General features: G+C 55.6%; 20 protein-coding genes, 1 tRNA gene and 1 riboswitch. Of the genes, 16 read left to right on the forward strand and 5 right to left on the reverse strand.

Annotated elements, in window-relative coordinates:
• Nucleotides 1-102: 102 nt before the first annotated feature.
• Nucleotides 103-1206 carry an enoyl-CoA hydratase/isomerase family protein gene (locus ACYZT7_RS25010; protein ID WP_462038615.1) on the forward strand — a complete coding sequence of 368 codons (1104 nt, stop codon included), beginning with the start codon at nucleotides 103-105 and terminating at the stop codon, nucleotides 1204-1206.
• 176 nt (nucleotides 1207-1382) lie between these two features.
• Here the strand turns inward: ACYZT7_RS25010 and ACYZT7_RS25015 are convergent, their stop codons facing one another.
• The 5 genes from ACYZT7_RS25015 to ACYZT7_RS25035 all read right to left on the reverse strand — a co-directional run bounded on the left by ACYZT7_RS25015 (nucleotide 1383) and on the right by ACYZT7_RS25035 (nucleotide 10268).
• Nucleotides 1383-6974, reverse strand: coding sequence for a calcium-binding protein (locus tag ACYZT7_RS25015; RefSeq protein ID WP_462038616.1), 5592 nt, complete (start codon nucleotides 6972-6974; stop codon nucleotides 1383-1385).
• Between the two features lie 2 nt (nucleotides 6975-6976).
• Nucleotides 6977-7834 (reverse strand): hypothetical protein, encoded by an 858-nt coding sequence (locus ACYZT7_RS25020; protein WP_462038617.1) that lies wholly within the window; start codon nucleotides 7832-7834, stop codon nucleotides 6977-6979.
• Between the two features lie 31 nt (nucleotides 7835-7865).
• Nucleotides 7866-9086, reverse strand: a complete 1221-nt coding sequence (locus ACYZT7_RS25025) for a glycosyltransferase family 4 protein (protein WP_462038618.1) — start codon at nucleotides 9084-9086, stop codon at nucleotides 7866-7868.
• 316 nt (nucleotides 9087-9402) lie between these two features.
• Nucleotides 9403-9858 (reverse strand): hypothetical protein, encoded by a 456-nt coding sequence (locus ACYZT7_RS25030; RefSeq protein WP_462038619.1) that lies wholly within the window; start codon nucleotides 9856-9858, stop codon nucleotides 9403-9405.
• A gap of 167 nt (nucleotides 9859-10025) precedes the next feature.
• Nucleotides 10026-10268, reverse strand: a complete 243-nt coding sequence (locus ACYZT7_RS25035; protein ID WP_462038620.1) for a hypothetical protein — start codon at nucleotides 10266-10268, stop codon at nucleotides 10026-10028.
• A gap of 277 nt (nucleotides 10269-10545) precedes the next feature.
• A riboswitch (guanidine-I (ykkC/yxkD leader) is annotated at nucleotides 10546-10646 on the forward strand.
• A 61-nt stretch (nucleotides 10647-10707) separates the two neighbouring features.
• Between ACYZT7_RS25035 and ACYZT7_RS25040 the strand changes: the two genes are divergently transcribed.
• The 15 genes from ACYZT7_RS25040 to ACYZT7_RS25110 all read left to right on the forward strand — a co-directional run bounded on the left by ACYZT7_RS25040 (nucleotide 10708) and on the right by ACYZT7_RS25110 (nucleotide 26116).
• Nucleotides 10708-11775: a putative urea ABC transporter substrate-binding protein gene (locus tag ACYZT7_RS25040; RefSeq protein WP_462038621.1), complete on the forward strand. Its 1068-nt coding sequence runs from the start codon at nucleotides 10708-10710 to the stop codon at nucleotides 11773-11775.
• Nucleotides 11776-11791: 16 nt separating this feature from the next.
• Complete coding sequence (locus ACYZT7_RS25045; RefSeq protein WP_462038622.1) at nucleotides 11792-12607, forward strand: ABC transporter permease; 816 nt, start codon at nucleotides 11792-11794, stop codon at nucleotides 12605-12607.
• Entirely contained in the window at nucleotides 12604-13392 is a 789-nt protein-coding gene (locus ACYZT7_RS25050) for an ABC transporter ATP-binding protein (RefSeq protein ID WP_462038623.1), read from the forward strand. The genes ACYZT7_RS25045 and ACYZT7_RS25050 overlap by 4 nt, the downstream gene beginning before the upstream one ends.
• Before the next feature lie 13 nt (nucleotides 13393-13405).
• Nucleotides 13406-14131: an urea amidolyase associated protein UAAP1 gene (locus ACYZT7_RS25055; protein WP_462038624.1), complete on the forward strand. Its 726-nt coding sequence runs from the start codon at nucleotides 13406-13408 to the stop codon at nucleotides 14129-14131.
• An 11-nt stretch (nucleotides 14132-14142) separates the two neighbouring features.
• Nucleotides 14143-14808, forward strand: coding sequence for an urea amidolyase associated protein UAAP2 (locus ACYZT7_RS25060; protein ID WP_462038625.1), 666 nt, complete (start codon nucleotides 14143-14145; stop codon nucleotides 14806-14808).
• Nucleotides 14809-15114: 306 nt separating this feature from the next.
• Entirely contained in the window at nucleotides 15115-18762 is a 3648-nt protein-coding gene (gene uca / locus ACYZT7_RS25065) for an urea carboxylase (protein WP_462038626.1), read from the forward strand.
• Between the two features lie 26 nt (nucleotides 18763-18788).
• Nucleotides 18789-20567, forward strand: a complete 1779-nt coding sequence (gene atzF, locus ACYZT7_RS25070; RefSeq protein WP_462038627.1) for an allophanate hydrolase — start codon at nucleotides 18789-18791, stop codon at nucleotides 20565-20567.
• A 165-nt stretch (nucleotides 20568-20732) separates the two neighbouring features.
• The gene (locus ACYZT7_RS25075; protein WP_462038628.1) at nucleotides 20733-22220 is read left to right on the forward strand and encodes a sensor domain-containing diguanylate cyclase; all 1488 of its coding nucleotides are present in this window, start codon (nucleotides 20733-20735) and stop codon (nucleotides 22218-22220) included.
• Nucleotides 22221-22226: 6 nt separating this feature from the next.
• A complete protein-coding gene (locus tag ACYZT7_RS25080) occupies nucleotides 22227-22445 on the forward strand; it encodes a cysteine-rich CWC family protein (protein ID WP_462038629.1) in 219 nt (72 codons plus the stop codon).
• A gap of 33 nt (nucleotides 22446-22478) precedes the next feature.
• Nucleotides 22479-23171, forward strand: a complete 693-nt coding sequence (locus tag ACYZT7_RS25085; protein WP_462038630.1) for a pseudouridine synthase — start codon at nucleotides 22479-22481, stop codon at nucleotides 23169-23171.
• Between the two features lie 314 nt (nucleotides 23172-23485).
• Nucleotides 23486-24370: an alpha/beta fold hydrolase gene (locus tag ACYZT7_RS25090; RefSeq protein ID WP_462038631.1), complete on the forward strand. Its 885-nt coding sequence runs from the start codon at nucleotides 23486-23488 to the stop codon at nucleotides 24368-24370.
• 162 nt (nucleotides 24371-24532) lie between these two features.
• A tRNA-Gly gene (locus ACYZT7_RS25095) sits at nucleotides 24533-24606 on the forward strand.
• Nucleotides 24607-24912: 306 nt separating this feature from the next.
• Nucleotides 24913-25092, forward strand: coding sequence for a type II toxin-antitoxin system HicA family toxin (locus ACYZT7_RS25100; protein ID WP_462038632.1), 180 nt, complete (start codon nucleotides 24913-24915; stop codon nucleotides 25090-25092).
• Between the two features lie 37 nt (nucleotides 25093-25129).
• Nucleotides 25130-25537, forward strand: a complete 408-nt coding sequence (locus tag ACYZT7_RS25105; protein WP_462038633.1) for a type II toxin-antitoxin system HicB family antitoxin — start codon at nucleotides 25130-25132, stop codon at nucleotides 25535-25537.
• Between the two features lie 315 nt (nucleotides 25538-25852).
• Nucleotides 25853-26116, forward strand: a complete 264-nt coding sequence (locus ACYZT7_RS25110) for a short-chain dehydrogenase (RefSeq protein ID WP_462038634.1) — start codon at nucleotides 25853-25855, stop codon at nucleotides 26114-26116.
• The last annotated feature ends 132 nt before the right edge of the window (nucleotides 26117-26248 follow it).

The raw sequence follows: 26248 nt of genomic DNA on the forward strand, positions 1-26248 counted from the left end.
CCCTAGGAAAGCCCATCACGCTTGTCAATTGATCTGACGCAGATCCGGCACTTTCCTGCATAGCGATCATACTGAACGCTCAAATTCCCGATCGAGGTCACGATGAATCTGCACTTCGAAGAACTCACCGGCACCGACGGCGCACGCATCGGCATCGCCAGCCTGAATGCCGAAAAATCCCTCAATGCCCTGTCTTTGCCGATGATCAACGCCTTGCGCGATCAACTGGAGGCTTGGGCCAAAGAGCCGCAAATTGTCTGCGTAGTATTGCGCGGCAAGGGCGCCAAGGCCTTTTGCGCCGGCGGTGAAGTCCGCAGCCTGGTGGAAGCCTGTCGCACCCATCCAGGCGAAGTGCCGCCGTTGGCCGCGCACTTCTTTGCGGCGGAATATCGCCTGGACTTCAATCTGCACACGTACCCTAAACCGCTGATCTGCTGGGGGCATGGTTATGTGCTCGGCGGCGGCATGGGGCTGCTGCAAGGGGCGAGCATTCGCATTGTCACGCCGAGCAGCCGCCTGGCAATGCCGGAAATCAGTATCGGTCTGTACCCGGACGTCGGGGCCAGTTGGTTTCTGTCGCGCCTGCCCGGCAAGCTCGGATTATTCCTCGGTCTGACCGGCGCCCATATGAACGGTCGCGATGCGATCGATTTGGACCTTGCCGATCGTTTCCTGCTCGATGAACAGCAAGAAAAGCTGATCGAAGGCCTGCTGCAATTGAACTGGCAGGAACAGACGCCAATGCAGCTGAACAGCCTGCTCAAGGCGTTGCAGCAGGAAGCGCTCGCGCAAATGCCCGAAGCCCAGTGGCTGCCACGACGTCAGCAGATCGATGAGCTGCTGGATGTCAGTGACGTGCGCTGCGCCTGGAAGGCGATCAGCCAGCTGCGCGACAACACGGATCTGCTCCTCAGCCGTGCCGCGAAAACCATGAGCGAAGGCTCGCCCCTGACCGCTCATCTGGTGTGGGAACAGATCGCCCGCGCCCGGCACATGTCGTTGGCTCAAGTCTTTCAGATGGAATACACCATGAGCCTCAACTGCTGCCGTCATCCTGAGTTCAGCGAAGGCGTGCGCGCTCGGTTGATCGACAAGGATCAAAAACCGCATTGGCACTGGCCAGACATCAATAATCTGCCAGATGCAGTGGTAGACGCGCATTTCCACAAGGCCTGGGAAGGCCGGCATCCTCTGGCCGATCTGTAGGAATATTGAAATCCTGGCATTGCCCGCGATGGCCATCTCAAGGGCTTATCGCGGGCAAGCCATGCTCGTACACGTTGTTAACTGTATTTCGTTCCTACCCTATTCCCGGAACGAGCCTCTTACCGCAAGCGGAGGAATTGTTGGCAGTCATCACCTGTTTGGCATCGAAATAATAATTAACCTTTAAGTTCATACAATTGCATTATTTCCTTCACTGCCTGCAACGCTTCATCGTCATTACGCAACAAGATATCTTCCACATCCCTTAGCGGGGGCAAAGCGTGTAGAAGTTCAACAACTTGCTCCGCAGTGTAGTCTTGAGGAATTTTGTCCACTCCTTGTACCCTTATAAAACCTATCGCAGCATCACCTCCTGAAAAATGATTAACCACTCGTATCTTCGGAGACGCGCCATAATTCACCACTACTACGAGATCATCATTATCGCGGTGAAATTTCAGCTGTTGGATGGATGCATCGAAACCCGTAAAATCAATTCCATCAATGCCGCCAAATGCATTAACAATCAAATCTCTTCCCAGCCCGTCATATTTGTAAACGTCATTGCCCGCGCCACCTGCTAGAGTGTCGTCACCCGGTCCTCCCCAAAGAACATCGTCTTCTGGACCGCCCGAGATCGAGTCATCTCCCTGCATGCCTCTAATCTCACCTGTCCCACTCAAAGTGTCATCACCTCGACCACCAACGAGAGGAAGCGCTTTATTATCACGAGAAGATCTGACCAAAGGAGCACCGGCTACCAAAACGCCACTGTGGTAAATATCAGGAGCAGGACCTAATTTGCTGTTAGCGATAAGCTGTTCCAAGCGAATGGTCGCACCATCTGCAAATTTTATAATTTCAATACCAGAACCACCCAGATCACTTGCATTCGGCAATGTGATATGAACTTGTTGTTCCTTACCCCAGGAAATATCAAGCGTTGAGTACAGCATCAGCCCTCGGGGCGGACTGCGAAAGGTGCCGCGCTTTGGATTTGGTGATAACTCTATATTGACCGCTTCGACCAATACAGCCCCCCAACTTAATTGCAACTGATCAAGCGTTATCCCATCCGGAAGTCTAACGGTATCAGTATCGTCTAGTCCGGACTCAGATTCCCACCCAGCAACCCCAACTTCAGGACGGAGAAAAACAGGGCTTAATATATCCGCAATAAGGGTAGTCGCTCCAGCATGCGCGCCTATTATATAAGTGTCAGGACCGTTCTCACCGTAAAGCCAATCATGCCCTGAACCACTGATTAAATAATCCGCACCGTCTGATCCAAGCAGCGTATCGTTTCCTGCCCCGCCTGAAAGAAACGCACCGGGTGTCTTACCTTCATGTTCACCATAATAAACGCCGGGATCTTTAACGGTGACGACTAAATCGTCGCCCGCCCCTCCATGAAAAATATTGCCACCTTCGAGATTTACTCTACCGCCGGCATCATCGCCCTGAACAACTTGGTGCCTAATGGTTTCAGTCGTGACATCCCAACTGAACTGTTTATAACTAACCGCACCACTTTCAAAACTTCCAGCAGGATAAACATACCAACCTTGAACGACACCTGTGACGCTTTTATTTTCGATGACAACTTCACCAGCACTTAAAGCAAATCCACTATAGCTTGAGCCAGACGGATAGTATTGCGGCTCTTGTTTTGGCATATATTTCAGACCATCTACCGCTGAAGGTCTTGACTCAGCGCGGGATGTTGTATCTGAGGATCTCTCACTGAGTACTGCTCTACCAGAAACAAGACTCATTCGATCCGGGGTTTCCGAAAATGATCCTGCCTGGAAGCTTTCAACAATTAAATTAGTTTGTTCGTGGTAGCTGTGCTCACTATCAATAATATGGCTTTTGCTCCAGGCGCCCTGAGCATTTAGCACGAACCCCGATGCCAATATAAATGCCGAGCGGCGTTTTTTCATGTTCACCAGAAACTCTTCGCCCCACAGTTTGTCCTTATCACCTTCAAGGCGAGGAGTATCGGCCGCAGCATTATTGGTGCCCGCAACCTCATTAGAATTGTCACTACCTCCGGACTGCTCCGTAACATTAGGGCTATCTGTAGCCCCGACGCTGCTTCCGTCTGTGCCACCTACCAGAGATGTTTCTGCCAAAGACAAAACATCTACCGGCCCTTGGACTATTTTCATAACATCCTGAAAACTTAAAACAACCCCGTTACTGAAACCAAATGATGAACTTTGCCATTTTTCAAAATCACGGATCAGAATGGCGTCACCCGAACCATTCGAAAGTCGTAATACCGGCCCAACATCAACAACAATGATGTCAACCTTTAAAGTATCCGCAGTAAATCCAGACCCAAATTTTATGAAGTTATTTCCACCTGTATCTGCGATAACGTCGAGACCATCACCAGCGCCGAAATGATAAGTATCATCGCCGTCTTGCCCATCCAGATAGTCGTTGCCGCCGCCTCCTCCAATAACGTTATTGCCGGAGCCACCGCGAAGATAGTCCACACCTGCACCACCATATAACGTGTCATTTCCACCACCACCTAACAGAGTGTCGTTACCTGGACCACCATCAAGATAATCTGCACCATGTTCCGTTTCGGGTCTTAGCTCGTAGTCACCCAGCAAGAAGTCGTCATCAGCACCTCCATAAAGTGTATCGGCGCCCAAGCCTCCCCAGAGCGTGTCGTTTCCGGCATTTCCTTGAATGCAGTCATCATTAGTTCCCCCCTCCTCCAAGTTGTGCTCATCTCCATCCAGGGCGTCATTCCCTTGTCCCCCTATCAGCGTATCGGATCCACCCATGCCGAAAAGCGTGTCATCACCAACCCCGCCATCAAGAAAATCATCACCGTGGTAACGAACTGGGTGATCGGTGTAATCGCCAGATAAATTATCGTTACCTGCACCACCATAAAGTGAATCATCAGCACCGCCACCTTGAAGGGTGTCGTCACCCGCACCACCATCCAGAAAGTCACTGCCGAAATAATCGGCGGCATTACCCTCAATACCCTGCAGGACGGGATCATCACCCTTTAAATAGTCGTTACCGAGACCGCCGTACAACACATCGCTACCACCGTTACCAGCAAGTTCATCATTGCCATCCCCCCCAACCAACAAATCATTGCCGTGGTGTCTGCCTTGGAGACCACCAGCCCAATCAAGGTTGTCTCCCGCCAATGTGTCGTTGCCGTCCCTGCCACTAAGCGTGTCATTTCCCCCATCGCCGCTCAGGACATCGTTTTCAGTTCCGCCATCGAGCAAATCGTCCCCCCAGCCTCCAGAGATAAAGTCGCGACCACCTTGACCGTAAAGAATGTCATTACCACCCTCCAAAGGGTTGCTGAGCGACGCTTTGGCATACACGTTACGCATGCTGACGACACCGTCGCCAAGAGGAACGTCAATCCTTTTAAAATTCCAGTTTTTCTCCAACACACCGGTCACATCATCACCGGATAAATTGTCGTCGCCGGCTCCCCCAATGAGCGTATCTCGACCGTTGCCTCCGAGTAGCACGTCTCGGGACCCGGTGCCCACAAGTAGATCATCGCCCTGCCCCCCATCAAGCCAATCACCACGACTTGCATTCCCGCGAAGGGCTCCATCAGCCAACGCTTGTTCGATTGTTGATTGCTTATCTCCAAACAACCGGTCATTTCCAGCTTTACCGAATAACCGATCAGAACCACCAAGCCCAATAATTACGTCGTCGTTCGGCGATCCGTAAAGTGAGTCGGCCTTATTTCTCTGCTTAACCTCTCGCACCAAAACGTTTCCCAATTCATCGTAAGAGAACTGATCACCGGGAACATTCGGGTCGGTATCTTTTGCTTTCCAATCGCCCACGACGATTAGATCGGGGTCTGACAAGGGTTGACCTTTGTATTCAGGGAGCTGAATACCCAACATTCCTGGCGTGTAGTGTTTAATAAGAACCAGGTCATTCTGACCGTATTTGATAGTAAGTGTTTTTTCAGCGAGTTCTTCGAAGAGGGTTAAAGTAATAGCGCCATCTTCAGCAATCCAGGTATTACTCAGAGGACTACTACGTTTTGGGAGAGGTATCGGAAGGCCATTTATAAGTATCTGACCATCGGCGTTCAAATCGAAAATCTGATCAACTCCATCACCACTCGAGAATTCATATCGATCGTTGCCTGCGCCGCCAAACAGAATATCGCTACCTTTACCACCCACTAATACATCATCACCTGACAACCCGTGCAGCGCATCATTCCCATCCCCGCCCGTTAACGAGTCGTTACCATGACCACCTTCAATATGATCATTTCCGTCCAGGCCGTTGATCGTGTCATTGCCCGCACCACCATAGAGATGGTCGATATTTGTTCCACCGCTAAACGAGCGGCCTCCAGCATCACCAAACATGACCAGCGGATTTGAAACCCCAGTAGTCATTGACGCTTGCTTGCCTGATGCAAGATCTGAGTAGGAAAACTTCTGAGCGGTGTTTTCTCCGAATGATCCGTGGGACCTGGCTATCAGGCGGCCTAACATATCCGCGCGATCAACAAGCCATTGCTCAGTGATGACACCTTCGCCGGTTTTCGAGTCATAGAGTTCCAGTCCGCGCCCTGAAAAACCGTCATCTCTTTCTATAACTATTTCGCTCAGGTGTTTTAGAGAGTTACGTAACGCCAGCCCAATGGGAGTTTCCTGGGCGGCCAGTACGCCCCACTCAGAAGCGCTGCCGTATTCCCCAATTGTCTTCGCAACAATGCTTTGGGATTGACTCGGTGAGAGTGATGAGAAAAATGTATAGGCGTTAGCAGCAAACGTTTCATCCGTGGTCGCCGTAAAAGTAGCGTCACCTTCGTAGGTTCGTCTAAACATGTTGAAGAAGGCATTCACGCCGTATCTTAATATCAGATCAACCACTGGCGAAATAGGCGTACCTTTAACCACATACTGGATTAACGGATTAACACTTCCACTACTAAGCGCCACATTTATCTGCTCTGGCACAACTGAAAACAAGCTCTCAAAAATATTCCTGCCAAAATTTTTGATCACCGCTTCAAGCGCCACACTGTATGAGTCTATGGCAAACAGGATGTTCTTAAAATCATCGACGCTATTAACCTTTGCTTGTTCATGACTGCCTTTTATTTCCGACCCGGGATCTCCAGCCGACATCAATCTCCACGTTTCATAGGGGAACTCCCCACCCAACAGGCTAAAGGCGATTGTGCCCGACCATCCTGAATTACGACTTGAGGCAGTGTCTGCTGCACCACTCTTGTCTTCGAACAATATTTCACCGACGGCTCTTGCATCGATGGAAGCGATTTGGCTAATTAAAGGTACGGTCCACGGTGCCAAATTATCTTTAACCGACCCGTGAATCAAAGCATTTACAAAATTGACTGCCACCCCATTAGACGCTTGTTGCATCAAATCAGCGCTAAATGCTTCATTCAGCCTCAGTTGTCCTTGCCGTAACGTATAGGCACGAATTAAAGCAGAGTAAGCACCGTTTCCTCCATTGGCATCAATCGCCACATCAAGCCAGAGCTTGGCACTTTTTAAAGTCCGCTTAATGGTTTCATCAAAAACAACTCGACCGGAAAGCTTATCACCAATAATATCTGATAACGCCTGATAAAAAGGTGCGCAATTCTTACCTTCCATCGCTACTGCTTTGTACCGTTCTTTTTCCGAATCGAACTCCATCCCATTGCATATACTGACAGCATCGAAAATTATTTTTTGCTCTGAGACACTAAAAACATAGCTCATAGTTACTTCCCTGTAATTATGGAACGCGAAAGATATTCACTAAGCAATCGAAGCGCTATGGGAGCCCCACGTAACGAACCAGTACCGGTTCCTATACGAGCATCCCCACCTGCAAAATCGAAATCATGCAATCCGACCGTACAATAGGCATTCAAATCACCAAAATCTAGATTTTGCAGTTGCGATTTATTAAACCTCAATAGATCCGCCTTACTTACCCCACTTTCTAAAGTTTTCTTCCTCGGGGAGCCCAAACCGTCACACGATATTGTGCGCGGTGTTCCGTCACGTCGGCGCCAGTCACGTATTACAAAGTCTGTAACTGAGAACTCATTCTTAATACTAGGAGGTCGTTCATTAAGCCAAAGCTCCAAGCCTGGATAATTTTTGAGTTTCACAATCAACTCTTCAGGCCAATCAACAACCTTAAACCCCATATTGTATGGTTCGGTGGATGGCTTTCTGGTGTATAGCCTAGCCGCCACATTGAAATGCCCCCAACTGGATCGTGGCTCTTTCCCGCTCTCCTGATACTCTGTGCGCAGTTCAGTGCCCGTCCACCAAAAAGAACCCTCAAGAACATCTGCAATACACAGCCCGTCCCTCGTTGAAGAACCAAAATGGAACCCTGGTATCCGAGTTCTATCAAGAAAACTACCGCCCAAGATGGGAACCTGTTCCATTCCAGCAAGTTTTTGACTACATTTTTTTGATACCTCACGCTGAAGTTCTCTTGCTTCTGCCATGCGCTCCCATTCAATATAAAAATCCACAACCCAATAACACAGAGCCAAAACCAAACCGTACTTCAGCATCGACTTACACCACCGACTTACGCCCTTGCGAAACAATTTATGCATTTCAAACTCCATTTTAAAATGATCAAACAGCTTATCTAAAACAACAACCAGACATCACGCGATCAAAAATCTCAAAATAGCCTTTTACACCATGCTTTACATCGAACCTGCTTGCTGTCGATATCGCTGATTCTTTAATCAAACCAAAATCACCAGAAGATTTTAGAACATTACAAATTTTTTCAGCCATCGCTTCGCTATCAAAAAAATCCACCAACAATCCATTTACGCCGTCAACAATCACCTCTTTGACTGGAGCGGTATCGGAACCTATAACGACACATCCAGACGCCATAGCCTCTAGCAACGACCAAGACAGAACGAAGGGATACGTTAAATAAACATGAACTTCTGAAATCTGCAAAATAGCTCTATAAGTTGCATAAGGCAGTTTGCCGGCAAAATGCACTCTGGAAAGATCAATTTCTAATTCAGCCACCATTTTGCCTCGCCAGTTCTCATACCCTTTAGGCATACACCCATAACTTACGCCATCTCCTCCTACTATTACGATTTGGGCGTCTGGACAGTGAGTTTGAATGTATGGAATAGACCTCATGAAACTATGAAACCCACGATAAGGTTCGAGGTTCCTGGCAACGTACGTCACAATTGATTGGCCGGCTTTTATCACGTGCCCACTGGGTAACTTTACAGAGGCAACCGGTACAGGCGCGGGAGATTGCAAAGGGACACCTTCATGAATCACATAAATTTTAGAGTGATAAATGGGTGGAAACAGACTGCGCTGCCAATGTGTTGGTGAAATTCCAACATCACATTGCTCAAGGTTCAAAAGATGCATGGAATTCAGGAGACGAAGCCTTGATGATGCATCTACGGCACACGGGAATTCCGGATCGAACCCCATATCAGCACCCTTTGAATGATAATAATATTCACAGAAATGAATGAGCGGAGTGTCAGGATATACATCCTGTACGAACAGTGTTTCACCCCATCCGGGATGAGCGAGTATCACATCAGGGCAATAACCTTCTTGCTTGAGCTTCGTCAACACTCTAAGGACTTGTTGACCATCCAATATCGCCTCTTCATATTTATGCAAATACGGATGAACATCATCTGATTTTTTTCTTATAGGCCGATATCGAAAGAGCTTTATTCCAGGAACACCTGGAGCAGTCTCTCGCCCTATCGCAGTCACTGCGATGCCTGGTCGACTCAGCGCCGCCAATGCAACATGCCGAAATTGACCGGGGAAATTTTGATGAATAATGAGTAAGTTCATGATTTGACCGACTTTCTTCCTTGGATACCCCCGTTAAATTGAAGTTTTTCCAACATCAATGTGAATGCACAAACGCTAACAAATGCGCAGAAATAAAACTGTAGGAGGGTTCCGAGAACACCGAGGAGATGGGTAAGACGAGTGATTTTTCGAACCGAGTAGCGGCGCGTCCCTCTGTCTTTCCCGCCACCGGCCGTACGGTTCCGTTGAGGGCTTCACCTCCAACACCAGTCACGACCCAAGTAGCCATGCCTGACGCAGCCAAAAAAAAAGCGGCGCTTTATGCGCCGCTTTTTTATAGAGGTTTTTGTGAGGGCTACCGGTGGCCGCCTCGGCCATCGTGATCGCCGCGACCGTTGTGGTCGCCCCTTCCGCTACGGTTGTCGCGTCCGCCATGGCCGCCGCGATAGTCGTTGTTTCCACCGCGGTTACGGCCGTCCCAATTGCCACGGTTATGGCCATCCCAGCCGCGATTCTGATGAGCCCGGTAATCGGCTCGTGGCGACGACTGGTAATAACGTGGTGCCGATTGATAAACCCGCGGCTGATGGTAATACCGCGGCGTTGGCTGGTAATACCGCGCTGGCGGGGCGTAGTACCGGCGTGGTTGCGTGTAATAACCGCCGCCACCTGAATAGTAAGGCCCACCGTCATAATAGGCTGGCGAGGTATAGACCTCGGAACGGTAATAGCTGGCTCCTCCATCGGAATAAGGCACACATGCACCAAGAGACAATCCCAATACAGCAATCAGAAGAATTCGCAGATACATGGCGGCCTCCTGGACCGCGAGTGAGCCACACCAGCGACGCTGGCAGGCGACAGTCAATTATTCGCTGACTGTCGAAAGATCAGACATCGTTTTCCAAATCTGGTGCGTTCCCGAAACAGATTGAAACAAGTCGCCGATGAAAGGTTTTTCATCCATTCACCCGCTGATTAATGGTGGCCACCGCGATATCCACCACCGTAATGACGTGGCCCGTGCCCGCCCCAATAGTAGTAGCGATAGCCACCATAAAAGCGTGGGCCGTAGTAATAGCGCGGTCCGTAATAGTAGGAATAGGGTGAATAGCCGGGGTAGTAATAAGGCGCGGAGTACACATCGTAGCCACCGGCATAGTAGTAGCAGCCGGACAATCCCAGACCGAGAACAACACCAAGCAACAGTCGACGAAACATGGCGGCCTCCTGCAAGACCCACAACCGGAACAGGCCGGCTGACACCTGTTTTGACTGGCAATGCTGCGCCGAGTGCCGAGCCGCCTTGACCTTCAGATCAGCGGCCGGCCCGATCCATTGCGGTGCACCCACGCACCATCACAAGGCAACGCCGCCACCTCTTTCCAACGCGCAAACTTCGTAATCGCCCACGCTAGAGCGCTCAAGCCGACTTGGCACGGCTCTCGCTTTAGCAAAGACGTGCAGGAGTCATCACAGGTTCGCGGCACCACAATTTGCAATGGCTGACTAGGGTTCCGGCTCGCTAAGGCGAGTGGCTGGTCCGAGAGTTGGCGACCTCCAGTTGAGGTTACACGGCGGGATAAAAGCCCGGGAGACAAGCCACCGTTCACGGTGCCGCGTTGACTCCTGCCCGCCCTTGATCAACTGGAGAACCACCATGTCCCGACTTCGTTTACCCGCCCTGCTCGCCGCTGCTTTCGCAGCCTTCGTGAGCGTCTCGTCCCAGGCCGCCCAGAAAGACCACTTCAGCGTCTGCTGGACCATCTACGCCGGTTGGATGCCCTGGGAATATGCGGGCAGCCAAGGCATCGTCGATAAATGGGCGAAGAAGTACGGCATCAAGATCGATGTGGTGCAGCTCAATGACTACGTCGAATCCATCAATCAATACACCGCCGGCCAGTTCGATGGCTGCACCATGACCAACATGGACGCGCTGACCATTCCGGCGGCCGGTGGCGTCGACAGCACTGCGCTGATCGTCAGCGACTTCTCCAATGGCAACGACGGCATCGTGCTCAAGGGCGACGGCAAGAAAGTCACCGACCTCAAAGGCATGGACGTCAATCTGGTGGAGCTCTCTGTTTCCCATTACCTGCTGGCCCGGGCGCTGGATTCAGTCGATCTCACCGAGAAAGACCTGAAAGTGGTCAACACCTCCGATGCCGATATCTCGGCCGCCTTCAACACCGATCAGGTCAACGCCGTCACCACCTGGAACCCGATGCTTTCGGACATCAAGGCCAAGCCTGCGGTGACCGAAGTCTTCAACTCCAGCCAGATCCCCGGCGAAATCATGGACATGATGGTGGTCAACTCATCGACCCTCAAAGATAACCCGGCGCTGGGCAAAGCGTTGACCGGTGCCTGGTTTGAAGTGGTTGAGTTGATGAACGCGAAAAATGCCGCCAGCAAAGCCGCGCTCGAACACATGGCCAAAGCTTCCGGCACCGATCTGGCCGGTTTCCAGTCGCAACTCGACACCACCAAATTGTTCGCCACCCCTCAAGAAGCCCTGGCGTTCTCCACCAGCAAGCAACTGCCGGAAACCATGCGCAAAGTCGCCGAGTTCTCGTTCCAGCACGGCTTGCTCGGTGAAGGCGCCAAGGACACCAGCGCGGTCGGCATGGCGTTCGCCAATGGCGTGACCAGCGGCGACAAGACCAACCTCAAGCTGCGCTTCGACCCGACCTATGTGCAGATGGCCGCCGACGCGAAGCTGTAATCAGGAGGACCTGGCCATGCGCCTGATTAATCGCCACCCGGATCGCCCGAGTCGCCTGCTGTTGGTGATCCTGCCGTTCGCCCTGGTGCTGTTCGCCTACTTCATGGGCTCGGCCGAGCGGCTGACGGACAACCCCAACGACAAGCTGTTGCCGAGCGCCGTGCAGATGACCGACGCGGTCAAACGCCTGGCCTTCACCGCCGACACCCGCACCGGTGACTATTTACTTTGGCAAGACACCGCGTCCAGCCTGCGACGCCTGGCCATCGGCCTCGGCATCAGCGCGCTGGCCGGGCTGTGCCTGGGCATCGCCGCCGGGACTTTGCCGCTGTTTGGCGCGCCGTTGTCGCCGTTGCTGACGGTGCTGTCGATGGTGCCGCCGCTGGCGATTCTGCCGATTCTGTTCATTGTGTTCGGCTTGGGGGAGTTGTCGAAAGTGATGCTGATCGTGATCGGCATCACCCCGTGCCTGGCCCGTGATCTGGAGCAACGTGCACGTGAGATACCGGTCGAGTTGCTGATCAAGGCCCAGACCCTCGGTGCTTCGACCTGGACGCTGATATTGCGAGTGGTGCTGCCGCAACTGTTGCCACGCTTGTTGATCTCGCTGCGGCTGATGCTGGGCTCGGCGTGGTTGTTCCTGATCGCTGCCGAAGCCATCGCCTCCACCGACGGCCTCGGTTACCGGATTTTCCTGGTGCGCCGCTATCTGGCGATGGACGTGATCCTGCCTTACGTGGTCTGGATCACCCTCCTCGCGTGGCTGATGGACTGGGGCCTGAAGCGCCTGACCCAACGGGCGTTCCCTTGGTATGAGGGGGCCCGCGCATGAGCTTCATCACAGTGAAAAACGTCTGGCAGCAATACGCCGATCAGGTGGTGCTCGAAGGGCTGAACCTGACCGTCAACGAGGGAGAATTCTGCACGCTCGTAGGCGCCTCGGGTTGCGGCAAGTCGACCTTCCTGCGGCTATTGCTGGGCCAGGAACGTGCCAGTCGCGGCGAGATTTTACTGGATGGCCAAGGCCTGGCCGGCGAACCGGATTCGAGCCGTGGCGTGGTGTTCCAGCGCTATTCGGTGTTCCCGCATCTGACGGTGCTGGACAACGTCGCCCTGGGCCTCGAACTGCCACGTTCGCCGTTGCTCGGACGCTTGTTCGGCAGCGCTAAAAAAGACGCCCGCGACCAAGCCTCGACACTGCTGCACAAAGTCGGTCTCGGTCACTCGCTGGACAAGTACCCGACGCAGCTGTCCGGCGGCATGCAACAACGGCTGGCCATCGCCCAGGCGCTGATCATGAAACCGCGCGTGTTGCTACTCGACGAACCGTTCGGCGCCCTCGACCCAGGCATCCGCAAAGACATGCACAGCCTGCTGCTGGAACTGTGGCGCGAGACGCAACTGACGGTGTTCATGGTCACTCACGACCTGTCCGAAGGTTTCAGCCTCGGCACTCGCCTGCTGGTGTTCGACAAGGTCCGTCTCGACCCGCACGCCCCTGGCGCCTATGGCGCGCGCATCACTTACGACATCCCTTTGAACAGCGACCGCCGCGCCCATCGCACCGCCGTCGACGCCTTGCCGGCTGAGCTGGCAGGCACGCTTCGCACCGCTTAAGAGGACTTTGCACATGACTGATTCGATCCAACTGTTCCCGCCCTTCGCCGAAGAAATGCTCCCCGGCGGCGGCCATCGTTCCTTCGTCCTGAAACGCGGCCAACTGCTGCGCCTGACCGACCTGCGCGGTGGTGCCAACGTCAGCCTTACGTTGCTCAACGCCAACGAAAAAACCGAACGCCTGAACCTGCCTGACAGCCTCAAATGCCAACACACGGCCAAGCTCACTACCGGCCATTGCCTGTATTCGGACATGGGCCGCGTGCTGGCAGCCATCACTGCCGACACCTGTGGCTGGAGCGACAGCCTCGGCGGTGTGCTCTGTGCTGAAGAAGTCGCGGAAAAATACGGCGCGGGGCGCTACCAGGAACTACGCAACGGTTTCTTCCGCAACGGCACCGACAACCTGTTGGTGGAACTGGGCAAGTGGGGGCTGGGCCTGTCCGACCTGCTGATGACGCTCAACCTGTTCAGCCGCGTAAACGTCGATGAGGCCGGGCGTTTCCACTTCGTCGAAGGCAATTCCAGGGCCAGCGACTACATCGAGTTGTATGCGCCGATGGACACGTTGGTGGTGCTCACCGCGCTGCAACATCCGATGGACCCTTCGCCTGAATACGCGCCAAAACCGCTGAAGCTCAGCTGGATGAATGCTGACGCCAGCGTCGCCGAACACTGCCGCACCTCGCGCCCGGAAAACGAGCGCGGCTTCATCAACACCGACCGTCTGTTCGCCTGAGGATCGCTGCCATGTCACTCGCAATCGCTACCGCTGCCGCTTCTAATGGCAATGCCGCAAACAGACAGCCAGAAACCGCGATCTACCGCGCCACCATCCCGGCCGGCGAACCGTGGCTGATGGAGGTCAAGGCTGGCCAAAATTTGCGCATCCTCGACCTGGAAGGCAATCAGGCCGTCGACACTTTGTTCTACAGCGTTGCTAATCCAAAGGAACGCTATGACGTGCAACGCACGTTGCGCCGGCAGAACAGCGTCTACCTGAGCACCGGTAGCGTGCTCTATTCCAACCTCGGCAAACCGATGCTGACCATCGTTGCCGACACTTGTGGCCGTCACGACACCCTCGGCGGCGCCTGCGCGCAAGAGAGCAACACCGTGCGTTACGCGTTGGAGAAACGCTACATGCACAGCTGCCGCGACAACTACCTGCGCGCCTGCGTCCACGACGGGCGACTGGGCAAGGGCGACATAGGGCCGAACATCAACTTCTTCATGAACGTGCCGGTCACGGCGGATGGCGGGCTGACGTTTGAGGATGGGATTTCGGCGCCGGGCAAATACGTCGACCTGCGGGCCGAGATGGACGTGATCGTGCTGATCTCCAACTGCCCGCAACTGAACAACCCGTGCAACGCCTACATCCCCACTCCTGCGGAGCTGCTGGTATGGAACTGAAATTTTCGCGGTTGCGTCGATGGTTGTTTGTGTTGTGCCAGGCCCGTTCCGGGCAATGCCTCAAACAGCCCAAACACCACTGAAACCTGTGGGAGCGAGCTTGCTCGCGATAGCGGTTCAACATTCAACACATGTGTTGCCTGACACACCGCCATCGCGAGCAAGCTCGCTCCCACAGGGGTCCGGTGGTGTCTTGGAGTGAACTGATTCTGCCGTCGGGGACGACCTCGGCGCTTATCGAAAAACTGCGGGACGGCCCGCATCCCAGGTCGAGGCTGATGCGCTATCGCCTCCAGGGGTTATGCCATGTTCGAAAAAGTCCTGATTGCCAACCGTGGCGCCATTGCCTGCCGCATCCTGCGTACCTTGCGTGAAGTGCAGGTCCAGGGCGTCGCCGTTTACTCTGAAGCGGATGCCGCGAGCCTGCACATTCTGCAAGCCGACGAAGCCCACAGCCTCGGTGAAGGCGCAGCCGCCGGCACCTATTTGGAGGTCGACAAGATTCTCGCCATCGCCAAATCCACCGGCGCCACGGCGATCCATCCCGGCTACGGTTTTCTCTCGGAAAACGCCGCGTTTGCCGAAGCCTGTGAAGCCGTCGACATTGCCTTCATCGGCCCGACGCCAGAGCAGCTGCGAGTGTTCGGCCTCAAGCACACCGCCCGCGCATTGGCCAAGCAACACGGCGTACCGATGCTCGAAGGCACCGAGTTGCTCGACAGCCTCGACGCAGCGCTGATTGCCGGCGAACAAGTCGGCTACCCGGTGATGCTCAAAAGCACTGCCGGCGGTGGCGGCATCGGCATGCGGGTATGCCGCAGCGCGGCCGAGTTGAGCGAATCCTTTGAGGCCGTCAAGCGCCTCGGCCAGAACAACTTCAGCGACGCAGGGGTGTTCATCGAGAAGTACATCCAGCGCGCCCGACATCTGGAAGTCCAGGTGTTCGGCGACGGCCGGGGCGAAGTGATTGCCCTCGGCGTGCGCGACTGCTCGGTGCAACGGCGCAACCAGAAAGTCCTCGAAGAAACCCCGGCGCCGAACTTGCCAGAGGGCATGGCTGAGGAGCTGTGTGCGGCGGCGATCAAACTGGCGAAAGCGGTGAATTACCGCAGCGCCGGCACCGTTGAGTTCGTCTTCGACAGCGAGGCTCAGCGTTTTTACTTTCTTGAAGTGAACACCCGCTTGCAGGTGGAGCACGGCGTCACCGAGCAAGTCTGGGGCGTGGATCTGGTGCGTTGGATGGTGGAACTGGCAGCGGGTGATTTGCCATCGTTGAGCAAGTTGAGCCAAGGCCTGAAAGCCTGCGGCCATGCGATTCAGGCACGGCTTTACGCGGAAGATCCGGGTCGGGATTTTCAGCCGAGCCCGGGGTTGCTGACCGCCGTGAACTTCCCTGCCGCCGATGGCAAACACTTGCGCATCGACACGTGGGTCGAGGCCGGTTGCGAGATTCCACCGTATTTCGATCCGATGATCGCCAAAGTCATCAGTTGGGCGCCGACCCGTGAAGAAGCCGCTGCCGATCTGCATCAAGCGCTGGGCGACAGCCTGCTCTACGGGGTGGAAACCAACCGCGATTATTTGCGGCAGATTCTGCTCGATGTGCCCTTCGCCAGCGGTCAGCCGTGGACCCGTTGCCTGGAAGGTTTGGTGTATCAGGCCAACACGTTTGAAGTGCTCAGCGCCGGGACTCAAACCAGCGTTCAGGACTATCCGGGTCGTCTTGGGTATTGGGCTGTGGGCGTGCCGCCGTCAGGGCCGATGGACAGTCGCGCGTTGCGTTTGGGCAATCGTCTGCTGGGAAACGATGAAGGTGCCGCGGCGCTGGAAATCACCATGAGCGGGCCGCTGCTGCGCTTCAATTGCGACGCGGTGGTGGCGGTGACCGGGGCAGTGATTCCACTGACCCTTAATGGTGAAGTGGTGCCGATGAACACGGCTTTGCTGGTAACGGCGGGCGCTACTTTGATCCTTGGTACGATTGCCGGAGCAGGCGCTCGCAGTTACTTGTGCCTGCGTGGTGGCCTGCAAGTGCCGGATTATCTGGACAGCAAAAGCACCTTCACCCTCGGCCAGTTTGGTGGGCATGGTGGTCGCGCATTGCGAGCCGGCGACGTGTTGCATCTCCCTGCTTTGAACGACCGCAGTGCCGGTCAACAACTGGCTGAAGAACAGGTCACCGAGTTGGCTGATCTGCGGCAGATCCGCGTGATCTACGGCCCTCATGGCGCACCGGAATACTTCACCGAAAACTACATCGGCACCTTCTTCGCCACCCAGTGGGAAGTGCATTTCAACTCCAGCCGAACCGGTGTGCGGTTGATCGGACCGAAGCCTGAATGGGTGCGTGCCGATGGTGGTGAGGCGGGTCTGCATCCGTCGAATATTCATGACAACCCGTACGCCATTGGTGCAGTGGATTTCACCGGTGACATGCCGGTAATCCTCGGTCCCGACGGCCCGAGCCTCGGCGGGTTTGTCTGCCCGGTGACGGTGATCGAAGCTGACCTCTGGCAGCTTGGGCAACTCAAGGCTGGGGATAAAGTGCAGTTCCTCCCCGTCGATCTCAAGACCGCCCGCAACCTCGCCTTGAAATGGAATCACTGTGGGAGCGAGCTTGCTCGCGATGGGGCCGGATCAGACACAGCATCAACTTCATCGCGAGCAAGTCGAATCGTCGCACCGCCGCTCCCACAGGGGATTGAGTCGTCGGTGGTGTTGGATATTGGTCAGGACGATACGCGGCTGGTGGCGAGATTGTCTGGGGACACTCACCTGCTGCTCGAAATCGGCGCCCCCGAACTGGATCTGGTTCTGCGCTTTCGCGCCCACGCATTGATGCAAGCACTGGAAAGCCAAAACCTGCACGGCGTCATCGACCTGACACCCGGCATCCGCTCGCTGCAAGTGCACTACCAACCCGAACAACTGCCGCTGGCCGATCTGCTCGGCATCGTCGCCGGCAAATGGGACGCTGTGTGCGCCGCCAAGGACCTGCAAGTGCCCTCGCGGATCGTCCATCTGCCGCTGTCCTGGGACGACCCGGCCTGCCAGTTGGCGATCGAAAAATACATGACCACCGTGCGTAAGGACGCCCCGTGGTGCCCGAGTAATCTGGAGTTCATCCGCCGCATCAATGACCTGCCAAACCTCGACGAAGTGCAGCGCACGGTGTTCGACGCCAGCTACCTGGTGATGGGCCTCGGCGACGTCTACCTCGGTGCGCCAGTGGCCACGCCACTCGATCCACGGCATCGCTTGGTGACCACCAAATACAACCCGGCCCGCACCTGGACCGCCGAAAACTCGGTGGGCATCGGTGGCGCTTACATGTGCGTCTACGGCATGGAAGGCCCAGGCGGTTATCAGTTCGTCGGCCGCACATTACAGATGTGGAATCGCTACCGTGAGGTCGCCGCATTCGATGGCAAACCGTGGTTACTGCGCTTCTTTGACCAGATCCGTTTCTACCCGGTCAGTGCCAATGAACTGCTGCGCATTCGACGGGATTTCCCACTCGGGCGCTTCGATCTGAACATCGAGCACAGTCAGCTGAATCTGGCGGATTACCAAGCCTTCCTGACGAAGGAAGCCGAGAGCATTGCCGCGTTTCGCGATCAGCAAAAAGGCGCGTTCAACGCCGAACGCGAGCGCTGGATCGCCAGTGGCCAGGCACATTTCGACAGCGAAGAACTGGCCCCGCAAGTGACCGAAGACGCACCGCTGGCCAGCGGTCAACAGAGTGTCGACAGCCACATCGCCGGCAACCTTTGGCAGGTTCAGGTTGAAACCGGCAGCCGGGTTGCCGCGGGTGATGTGCTGGTGATTCTGGAGTCGATGAAGATGGAAATCCCGCTGCTCGCACCTATGGCCGGGGTGGTGCGCGAGATTCGCGTGCAACCGGGTTCGGCGGTGCGCGCCGGACAGCGCGTCGTGGTGCTGGAACTTGAGTGAACCCATTTCAAAAAAGGATTAACGCCATGATGATCAATCTGCAACTTGACGCCCTGCGCAGCACTTACCTCGACGCCAACATCACACCTCGGCAACTGCTGCTGAGCCTGCGCGACAAAGCCGCGGCGCTGAACCCGGATTATCACCTGTTCATCCACTTGCTCAGTGTTGAAGAGCTGGAACCGTACCTTGCCGCACTCGACGGTCGCGATATCGACAGCTTGCCGTTGTTCGGCGTGCCGTTCGCGATCAAGGACAACATCGACCTGGCGGGCATTCCAACCACCGCAGCGTGCCCGGCGTTTGCCTACGTGCCGGAACGTTCGGCGACCATCGTCGAGCAATTGTTGGCGCTGGGGGCGATTCCGTTGGGCAAGACCAACCTCGACCAGTTCGCCACGGGACTTAATGGCAGTCGCTCACCGTATGGCGCGTGCCCCAACAGCGTGTTGCCGGAGTATCCATCGGGCGGCTCCAGCGCCGGCTCTTCGCTGGCGGTGGCGCTCGGCGTCGCGAGTTTTTCCTTGGGCACGGACACGGCGGGTTCCGGGCGTGTGCCGGCGGCGCAGAACAATCTGGTCGGGCTGAAAGCTACCAAAGGGTTGATTTCTACAGCGGGTGTGGTGCCGGCGTGTCGCACGCTCGATTGCGTGACGACCTTCACAGCAACTGCTCGGGAGGCCAGTCAGTTGCTGAAGTTAACCGCACACCTCGATCCCCGCGATGAATACAGCCGCAACAATCCGCTGTGGAATGACGGCTCGGCGTTTGGCACTCCGCGTCCTTTTCGTTTCGGCGTACCTCGTGCGCAGGATCTGGAGTTCTTCGACTGCCCTGAAGGCCCGTTGTTGTTCGGTGACGCCATCGATCAGCTCAAAGCCTTGGGCGGTGAAGCCGTGGAACTGGATTTGTCGCCGTTCCTTGAAGCGGCGCGGTTGCTCTATGAAGGGCCGTGGGTGGCCGAGCGCTACAGCGTGGCCGGTGAGTTGATGGAGCAAAATCCAGAAGCGGTGCTGCCGGTGATTCGCGCGGTGCTGGCCAAGGCGCCAGCGGTGAGTGGCGTGCAAACGTTCCGCGCCCAGTACCGGCTGCAAGCCCTGAAAGTCCTCTGCGACAAAGCGCTGGAGGACCTCGATTGCGTGCTCACACCCACCCTCGGCCGCCCCGTCACGCTGGCGGAACTGGACGCCGAACCGGTGCTGCGCAATTCGGAACTGGGCTACTACACCAATTTCATGAACCTGCTCGATTACGCCGCCGTCGCCGTGCCCAGCGGTTTCATGGGTAATGGTTTGCCTTGGGGCGTAACGCTGTTTGGCCGGGCATTTACCGATCAATATTTGTTGAGCGTGGCGGATGCCTTACAACGCCAGCAAGGTTTGGTCGCGCCTGCGCCGACAGCTGCCGCACGCAATGACCGGGCGCGATTGGTGGTGTGTGGCGCGCATCTGGACGGTCTGGCGCTGAACTGGCAGTTGAAGCGGCGCGGGGCTCGGTTGGTCGAGACGACGTTCAGCTCACCGAACTATCAACTGTATGCCTTGGCCGGTGGCCCACCGCTTCGCCCCGGGATGGTTCGGGTGAAGGACGCAGGTGTGGCGATTGCGGTGGAGGTTTGGGAATTGCCGAGCAGTGAGTTGGGTTCGTTTTTGACCGGGATTCCGGCGCCGTTGGGGTTGGGCAAAGTGCAATTGGCAGATGGGCGTTGGGAGAGCGGGTTTATTTGTGAGGCGTATGGGTTGGAGGGGGCGGTGGATATTAGTCATCTCGGCGGATGGCGTGCGTATCTACGATCCCTGACTTAAGAGCGAGAGAACGACCAGACCTTGTGGGAGCGAGCTTGCTCCCACAAGGTCCTGGCACAATCTCGGTGGGGCGTGTGTACGATCATTCGCCTTGCACATAGAGCAGTTATTTCCCCGCAGTGCCATTAGAATGCCTGCCATCGGGTCACTGCCAACGGAATCGTCATGCCGCTTCGCTCGCCGCTGTATTCGCAACGTTCGTTGGTCCTCACGCTGATCGCGCTGCTGGGCGCAGGTTTTCTCGCCACGTCCTTCCTCAGTTACTACGCCTCGCGAGCGTCGATCCGCGACAACATCATCAACACCGAACTGCCGCTGACGTCGGACACGGTCTACTCGGAAATCCAGAAAGACCTCGTCAGACCGATCCTGATTTCCTCGATGATGTCCCGCGACACCTTCATGCGCGACTGGGTGGTAAACGGCGAAAACGACCCCGAGAAAATGACCCGTTACCTCAACGAGGTCATGACCCACTACGGCGCCTACACCGCATTTTTCGTTTCCAACAGCAGCCTGACCTACTACCACGCCAAAGGCGTACTCAAGCAGATCAAAGCCACGGAGCCCCGCGATGCGTGGTATTTCCGCGTACGTGACATGGCCGATCCGTACGAGATCAACGTCGATCCTGACATGGCCAACAAGGACAACCTGACCTTCTTCATCAACTACAAGGTTTACGACTACAACAACCGTTTCATCGGTGCTGCGGGTGTCGGTCTGACGGTCGATGCGGTGATCAAGCTGATCGACAAGTACCAGCAGCGCTACCAGCGCAGCGTGTATTTCGTCGACACCTTTGGGCGCCTGGTGCTTACGGGCGCCGAGGGTGGCCCAGAAGGCGCGCGGATAGGGCGGACCCTCGGCGAGCTCGACAGCATGAAGGGCCTGGTCAGCCAACTGCCCAAACCTCACAGCGGCACCTACGAATATTCCGTCCGGGGCCAGGGACATTTCCTCAATGTGCGTTTCATTCCAGAGTTGAACTGGTACCTGTTCGTCGAAAAACGCGAAGACGGCGCCCTCAGTGAAATCCGCCAGTCGCTGTACCTCAACCTGTTGATCTGCCTGATCGTCACACTGATTGTGCTGATCCTGCTCAACCGGGAGATCAAGCGCTATCAGGGCAAGATCCAGGCCCAGGCGATCCTCGACAGCCTGACCGAGTTGCCGAACCGTCGCGGCTTCGACCTGCTGGCGGCGCAAGCCATGCACGAAGCCCAGCGCGAGCCCAAACCACTGACTGCTTTGCTGCTGGATCTGGACCACTTCAAGGCCTTGAACGACACCTACGGCCACCTTGCCGGCGATCAGGTGCTGATTGGTTTCGCTCGGGATCTGGAGAGCTGTCTGCGGCATTCCGACATTGTCTGCCGCTGGGGCGGTGAGGAATTCATCGTGCTACTCAAAGACACTGACGGTGAGACCGGTCTGATGATCGCCGAGAAAATTCGTCAGCATGTCGAGCAACAGCGTTATGCCTACAACGATAAGGCCTTGCAGCTGACCGTGAGCATCGGCGTTACCACCCTGCAGACCGATGACACCTTGCACACGCTGCTCTCGAGGGCTGATCATGCGATGTACCGGGCCAAGCAAGCCGGCCGTAACCGCACCTGCGTGGAAATGCCTCACTCCAGTTATGCATAACCCTAAATGAGCAAGCCTGACCTCTGCCCGGCGTGCGGCGCCTCCAACGACTGTACGCTGGCCGACCCGCGAACCGCCGATCGGGCCTGCTGGTGCTACGGCGTCAGCATCGACCCGGCAGTGCTCGAAGCGCTGCCGGCCGGCCTGCGCGGCACATCCTGTTTGTGCCCCGGCTGCGCTCGGGTCGAGGCGCAGTTGCAAGCATCCGCCCGCCCGATCACGTAAGATGCGCGGCCCTTTTCCCACCGACCTCTAGCCATGCGTGTTGACCGTTTCCTCAGCAACCTTCCTCGCTTCAACCGTAAGCAGGTGCGTCTGTTGCTGGTGGAAAAGCGCGTCAGGGTTGACGGAAAAATCGTCAGTGACCCTCACACCGAAGTACGCGAGTTCAGCCGTGTCGAGGTCGATGACGAGGTGCTGCAAGTCGGCAAACCGGTGCGTCACTTCATGCTGCACAAGCCAGCCGGCTGCGTCAGCGCCACCCGTGATCCGGAGCACCCGACCGTACTCGACCTGATCCATGAGCCGGACAAGGATGAGCTGCACATCGCCGGTCGGCTGGATTTCAACACCACCGGGCTGATGCTGATCACCAACGACGGCAGCTGGTCGCGACGCCTGACCCAACCACAGACCAAACTGCCCAAGGTTTATTACGTCGAGACCGAGCAGGACATCGGCCCGGAATATGCAGTCGCGTTCGCCGAGGGGCTGTACTTCGCCTTTGAGGATCTCACCACCCAACCCGCCGAGTTGGTGCTGCTCGGGGCAAAATCGGCGCGGCTGAGCATTGTCGAAGGTCGGTATCACCAGGTGAAGCGAATGTTCGGCCATTTCGACAACAAGGTGCTGCGCCTGCACCGCGAAAGCATGGGCCCGTTGGTGCTCGACAGTGCGCTGAAACCGGGCGAGTACCGCGCATTACGCACCGAAGAGATTCAATTGATCTAAGCAGGCGACCGCTCAGCAGAAGTTGTCGAACAATTTGCCAAAGATACTTGCGCGATGACGTGACCCCTGCTTGAATCAGGACGTCGGCCGAAATGTGACCGACGAGTCACAACATACTTCTAAGAAACTTTTTGCCGGTAGAGAACCCTCAGGTTCCGCCTTTCCCCCGGCAGACTGCCCGCCAATAACAATACCCGTCGACCGGACTGCAATGGATCGACATGGGCCTCTCGAATTCCAGGCGTATGCCTACCTGTCACAAAGCTCGTGCAATCTGATTTGCACGCATACCCGCTTGCCAGGAGTCTTATGACATGAGGCCAGAAATCGCTGTGCTGGATATACAGGGTCAGTATCGGGTTTACACGGAGTTCTATCGCGCAGACGCCGCAGAGAAGACCATTATTTTGGTCAACGGCTCGATGGCCACGACTGCGTCGTTTGCACAAACCGTGAAAAATCTTCATCCGCAGTTCAATGTGGTTTGCTACGACCAGCCCTACGCGGGCAAGTCCAAAGCCCACAACCTGCATGAGAAAATGCTGTCCAAGGAAGTCGAAGGGCAGATCCTCCTGGAACTGATCGACCACTTTGGCGCCGAACACGTGCTGTCGTTTTCCTGGGGTGGCGCCGCAACCCTGGTCGCCCTGGCCCACCAGCCACGGCGAATCGAAAAAGCCGTGATCAGCTCGTTCTCCCCGGAGATCAACGCGCACATGCTCGATTACCTCGAGCGCGGTGTCGATTACCTCGGCAGCCGGGACGGGGACCGGGTTGGCAACCTGGTGAACAGCACCATCGGCAAACACCTGCCGACACTGTTCAAGCGCTTCAATTATCGGCACGTCAGTTCCCTGGCCGAGCATGAATACGGGCAGATGCACTACCACATCAGCGACCTGCTCAACAGCGATCGCCAGTGCTTTCTGAAAGCCGCGGAGAAAATCAAGGTGCCCGTGCTGTTCATGAACGGCGAATGGGACGAGTACACCGCTGCCGACGGCGCTCAGTTGTTCGCCAACCATGTGCAACACGCCACCTTCACCACCCTTGAGGCCACCGGGCACTTTCTCGACATGGAGCACAAAGCTGCTTGCCGAGACAGCCGCAACGCATTGCTGGGCTTTCTGAAACCTTCGCAACACGAAAGCCGACCGCGTTACCACTACGTGCAGGACCAACATGCATTGGCCATTTGAAACAGCGTCATCGCGAGCAAGCCCCGCCCGGTAGGAGCAAGGCTTGCCCGCGAATGACCGTCACGCGATCACTGCATGTGTTTCACCCGCCGATAAAGCCATCGCGTACAAAGAAAAACTTCATTTCCACGCGTACATCTGGTACAAAGTCAGCCGCTCTGAGCGGGTGTCGTATAATGGCATTACTCCAGCTTCCCAAGCTGATAACGAGGGTTCGATTCCCTTCACCCGCTCCAATCGAATTTTGGTCTCACGTCAGGATGGTTTTGACGGGGGATGTAGAGACAGAAAAAAACCGGTCCGATATGGCCGGTTTTTTTATGCCTGAGAATTGAGCTACGTGAGCGCTTGGAGGGTGGCAAAACCCTGCAATACAGAAAACACCTCATTTGAGGCCATCCCCCGAACCATCTCCTCCCGTCCTCCTAGACTCGTTTCCTGCCACCTAACCATCGGTGCCCGAGAAGGCTCAGTGGTTATAGTGTTGATCGTAAAAATTCAGTAGGTATAGTAACCACCTAAGCACACCACAGGGAGGTGATGTGAATAGCCGATTTTTGATAGGCCAAATCGTTGCAGATGGCTGGTACCTGGTACGAATCAGGGGCAGCCATCATCACTTTAAGCATCCGACCAAACCGGGGCTGGTGACAGTTCCTCATCCGAAAAAGGATCTGCTCAAAAAAACAGCCATGAGTATTTTGCAAAAGGCGCTGCTCTGACGATCTCAATGCGCGGCGCCCCAGGAGGACAATGAACATGCTTTACCCAATTGCAATTTCAATGGGCGATAACGAACACGCTTGGGGAGTGGAAGTACCGGATATTCCGGGGTGCTACTCTGCCGGTGACGATCTGGATGATGCGATGGCCATGGCTCGCGAAGCCATTGAGGGTCATTTCGAAATTCTGGCCGAAGACGGTTCGCCGATTCCACCCGCGAACAAAGTCACTCTGCATGCGGCCAATTCGCAGTACGCAGGTTGTACATGGGCAGTGGTGGACATCGATATTACCAAGTACCTGGGCAAAGCCCAGAAGCTGAACATCACACTGCCGGGCTACCTGCTCAACCGCATCGACGAATACGTACTGCACCATCCGGAAGAGAAAAGCCGGTCGGGTTTTCTGGCCTCGGCAGCACTTAAGGTGTTGCAGCAGAGCTGATGACCTTGTTTCAGAGATGTATCTGCCGACCTCGAGTGGCCGGTTTTTTTTGTGGGCGGGATTTGGTGAAATGTTGATTCTTCCTCTGTGACCAGCCATTCACCGCGACTCGATGACAACGACCCAGAAGCCTCGGAGTTTTTTCGGAGCTTTTCTGACTGCACTTTGCTGCGCTTTTTTTGGTGGCTGTGCGTGGGAGACCTTCGGGTCTGCCGGTTTTACCGTTGTCCGGTTCGCCAACCCGCGTACAGCTACCACCCTTTTGTTTGGCGACGATTGAGTGGTAGGTCTTTCACCTACTAACGGTAATCACTCATGAACGAATATATGGCTTTAACCAGCAACGCCGACGACCTTCCCTCGCTGTATGTAAATACCACCCAACCGCTTCATTCACTGCTCAGCACCGCACGCTACCGAATTGGTGCGGTAACGCAGGTCTTGGAAAACCTCGCAATGCGCGGCGATATCACCACGGATTCGGTGATTCTCAGCGACTTCGCAATGCTCTGCTGCATCCCCTTGCGCGATGGCTACGATGTGCTGGACGTCATTGCCCGACGTATGGATGCGCAATAGTTCTGACGTGATACGGGGGTGCCCCTTTCGGGGCGCCCTCAATTTGTAGCAGCTGGCGAAGCCTGCGTTCGGCTGCGCACTTCGCCAGCTGCTACAAAAAGTGTGTGTTGCCTGCAGTTTTTTACTGATCGG

Source organism: Pseudomonas sp. RT4P38, from assembly GCF_054897765.1.

Bases quoted from the DNA above. Each gene is read 5' to 3' on its own strand.
- ACYZT7_RS25010 (WP_462038615.1), top strand. From the start codon at position 103: ATGAATCTGCACTTCGAAGAACTCACCGGCACCGACGGCGCACGCATC.
- ACYZT7_RS25015 (WP_462038616.1), bottom strand. From the start codon at position 6,974: ATGAGCTATGTTTTTAGTGTCTCAGAGCAAAAAATAATTTTCGATGCT.
- ACYZT7_RS25020 (WP_462038617.1), bottom strand. From the start codon at position 7,834: ATGCATAAATTGTTTCGCAAGGGCGTAAGTCGGTGGTGTAAGTCGATG.
- ACYZT7_RS25025 (WP_462038618.1), bottom strand. From the start codon at position 9,086: ATGAACTTACTCATTATTCATCAAAATTTCCCCGGTCAATTTCGGCAT.
- ACYZT7_RS25030 (WP_462038619.1), bottom strand. From the start codon at position 9,858: ATGTATCTGCGAATTCTTCTGATTGCTGTATTGGGATTGTCTCTTGGT.
- ACYZT7_RS25035 (WP_462038620.1), bottom strand. From the start codon at position 10,268: ATGTTTCGTCGACTGTTGCTTGGTGTTGTTCTCGGTCTGGGATTGTCC.
- ACYZT7_RS25040 (WP_462038621.1), top strand. From the start codon at position 10,708: ATGTCCCGACTTCGTTTACCCGCCCTGCTCGCCGCTGCTTTCGCAGCC.
- ACYZT7_RS25045 (WP_462038622.1), top strand. From the start codon at position 11,792: ATGCGCCTGATTAATCGCCACCCGGATCGCCCGAGTCGCCTGCTGTTG.
- ACYZT7_RS25050 (WP_462038623.1), top strand. From the start codon at position 12,604: ATGAGCTTCATCACAGTGAAAAACGTCTGGCAGCAATACGCCGATCAG.
- ACYZT7_RS25055 (WP_462038624.1), top strand. From the start codon at position 13,406: ATGACTGATTCGATCCAACTGTTCCCGCCCTTCGCCGAAGAAATGCTC.
- ACYZT7_RS25060 (WP_462038625.1), top strand. From the start codon at position 14,143: ATGTCACTCGCAATCGCTACCGCTGCCGCTTCTAATGGCAATGCCGCA.
- uca (WP_462038626.1), top strand. From the start codon at position 15,115: ATGTTCGAAAAAGTCCTGATTGCCAACCGTGGCGCCATTGCCTGCCGC.
- atzF (WP_462038627.1), top strand. From the start codon at position 18,789: ATGATGATCAATCTGCAACTTGACGCCCTGCGCAGCACTTACCTCGAC.
- ACYZT7_RS25075 (WP_462038628.1), top strand. From the start codon at position 20,733: ATGCCGCTTCGCTCGCCGCTGTATTCGCAACGTTCGTTGGTCCTCACG.
- ACYZT7_RS25080 (WP_462038629.1), top strand. From the start codon at position 22,227: ATGAGCAAGCCTGACCTCTGCCCGGCGTGCGGCGCCTCCAACGACTGT.
- ACYZT7_RS25085 (WP_462038630.1), top strand. From the start codon at position 22,479: ATGCGTGTTGACCGTTTCCTCAGCAACCTTCCTCGCTTCAACCGTAAG.
- ACYZT7_RS25090 (WP_462038631.1), top strand. From the start codon at position 23,486: ATGAGGCCAGAAATCGCTGTGCTGGATATACAGGGTCAGTATCGGGTT.
- ACYZT7_RS25105 (WP_462038633.1), top strand. From the start codon at position 25,130: ATGCTTTACCCAATTGCAATTTCAATGGGCGATAACGAACACGCTTGG.
- ACYZT7_RS25110 (WP_462038634.1), top strand. From the start codon at position 25,853: ATGAACGAATATATGGCTTTAACCAGCAACGCCGACGACCTTCCCTCG.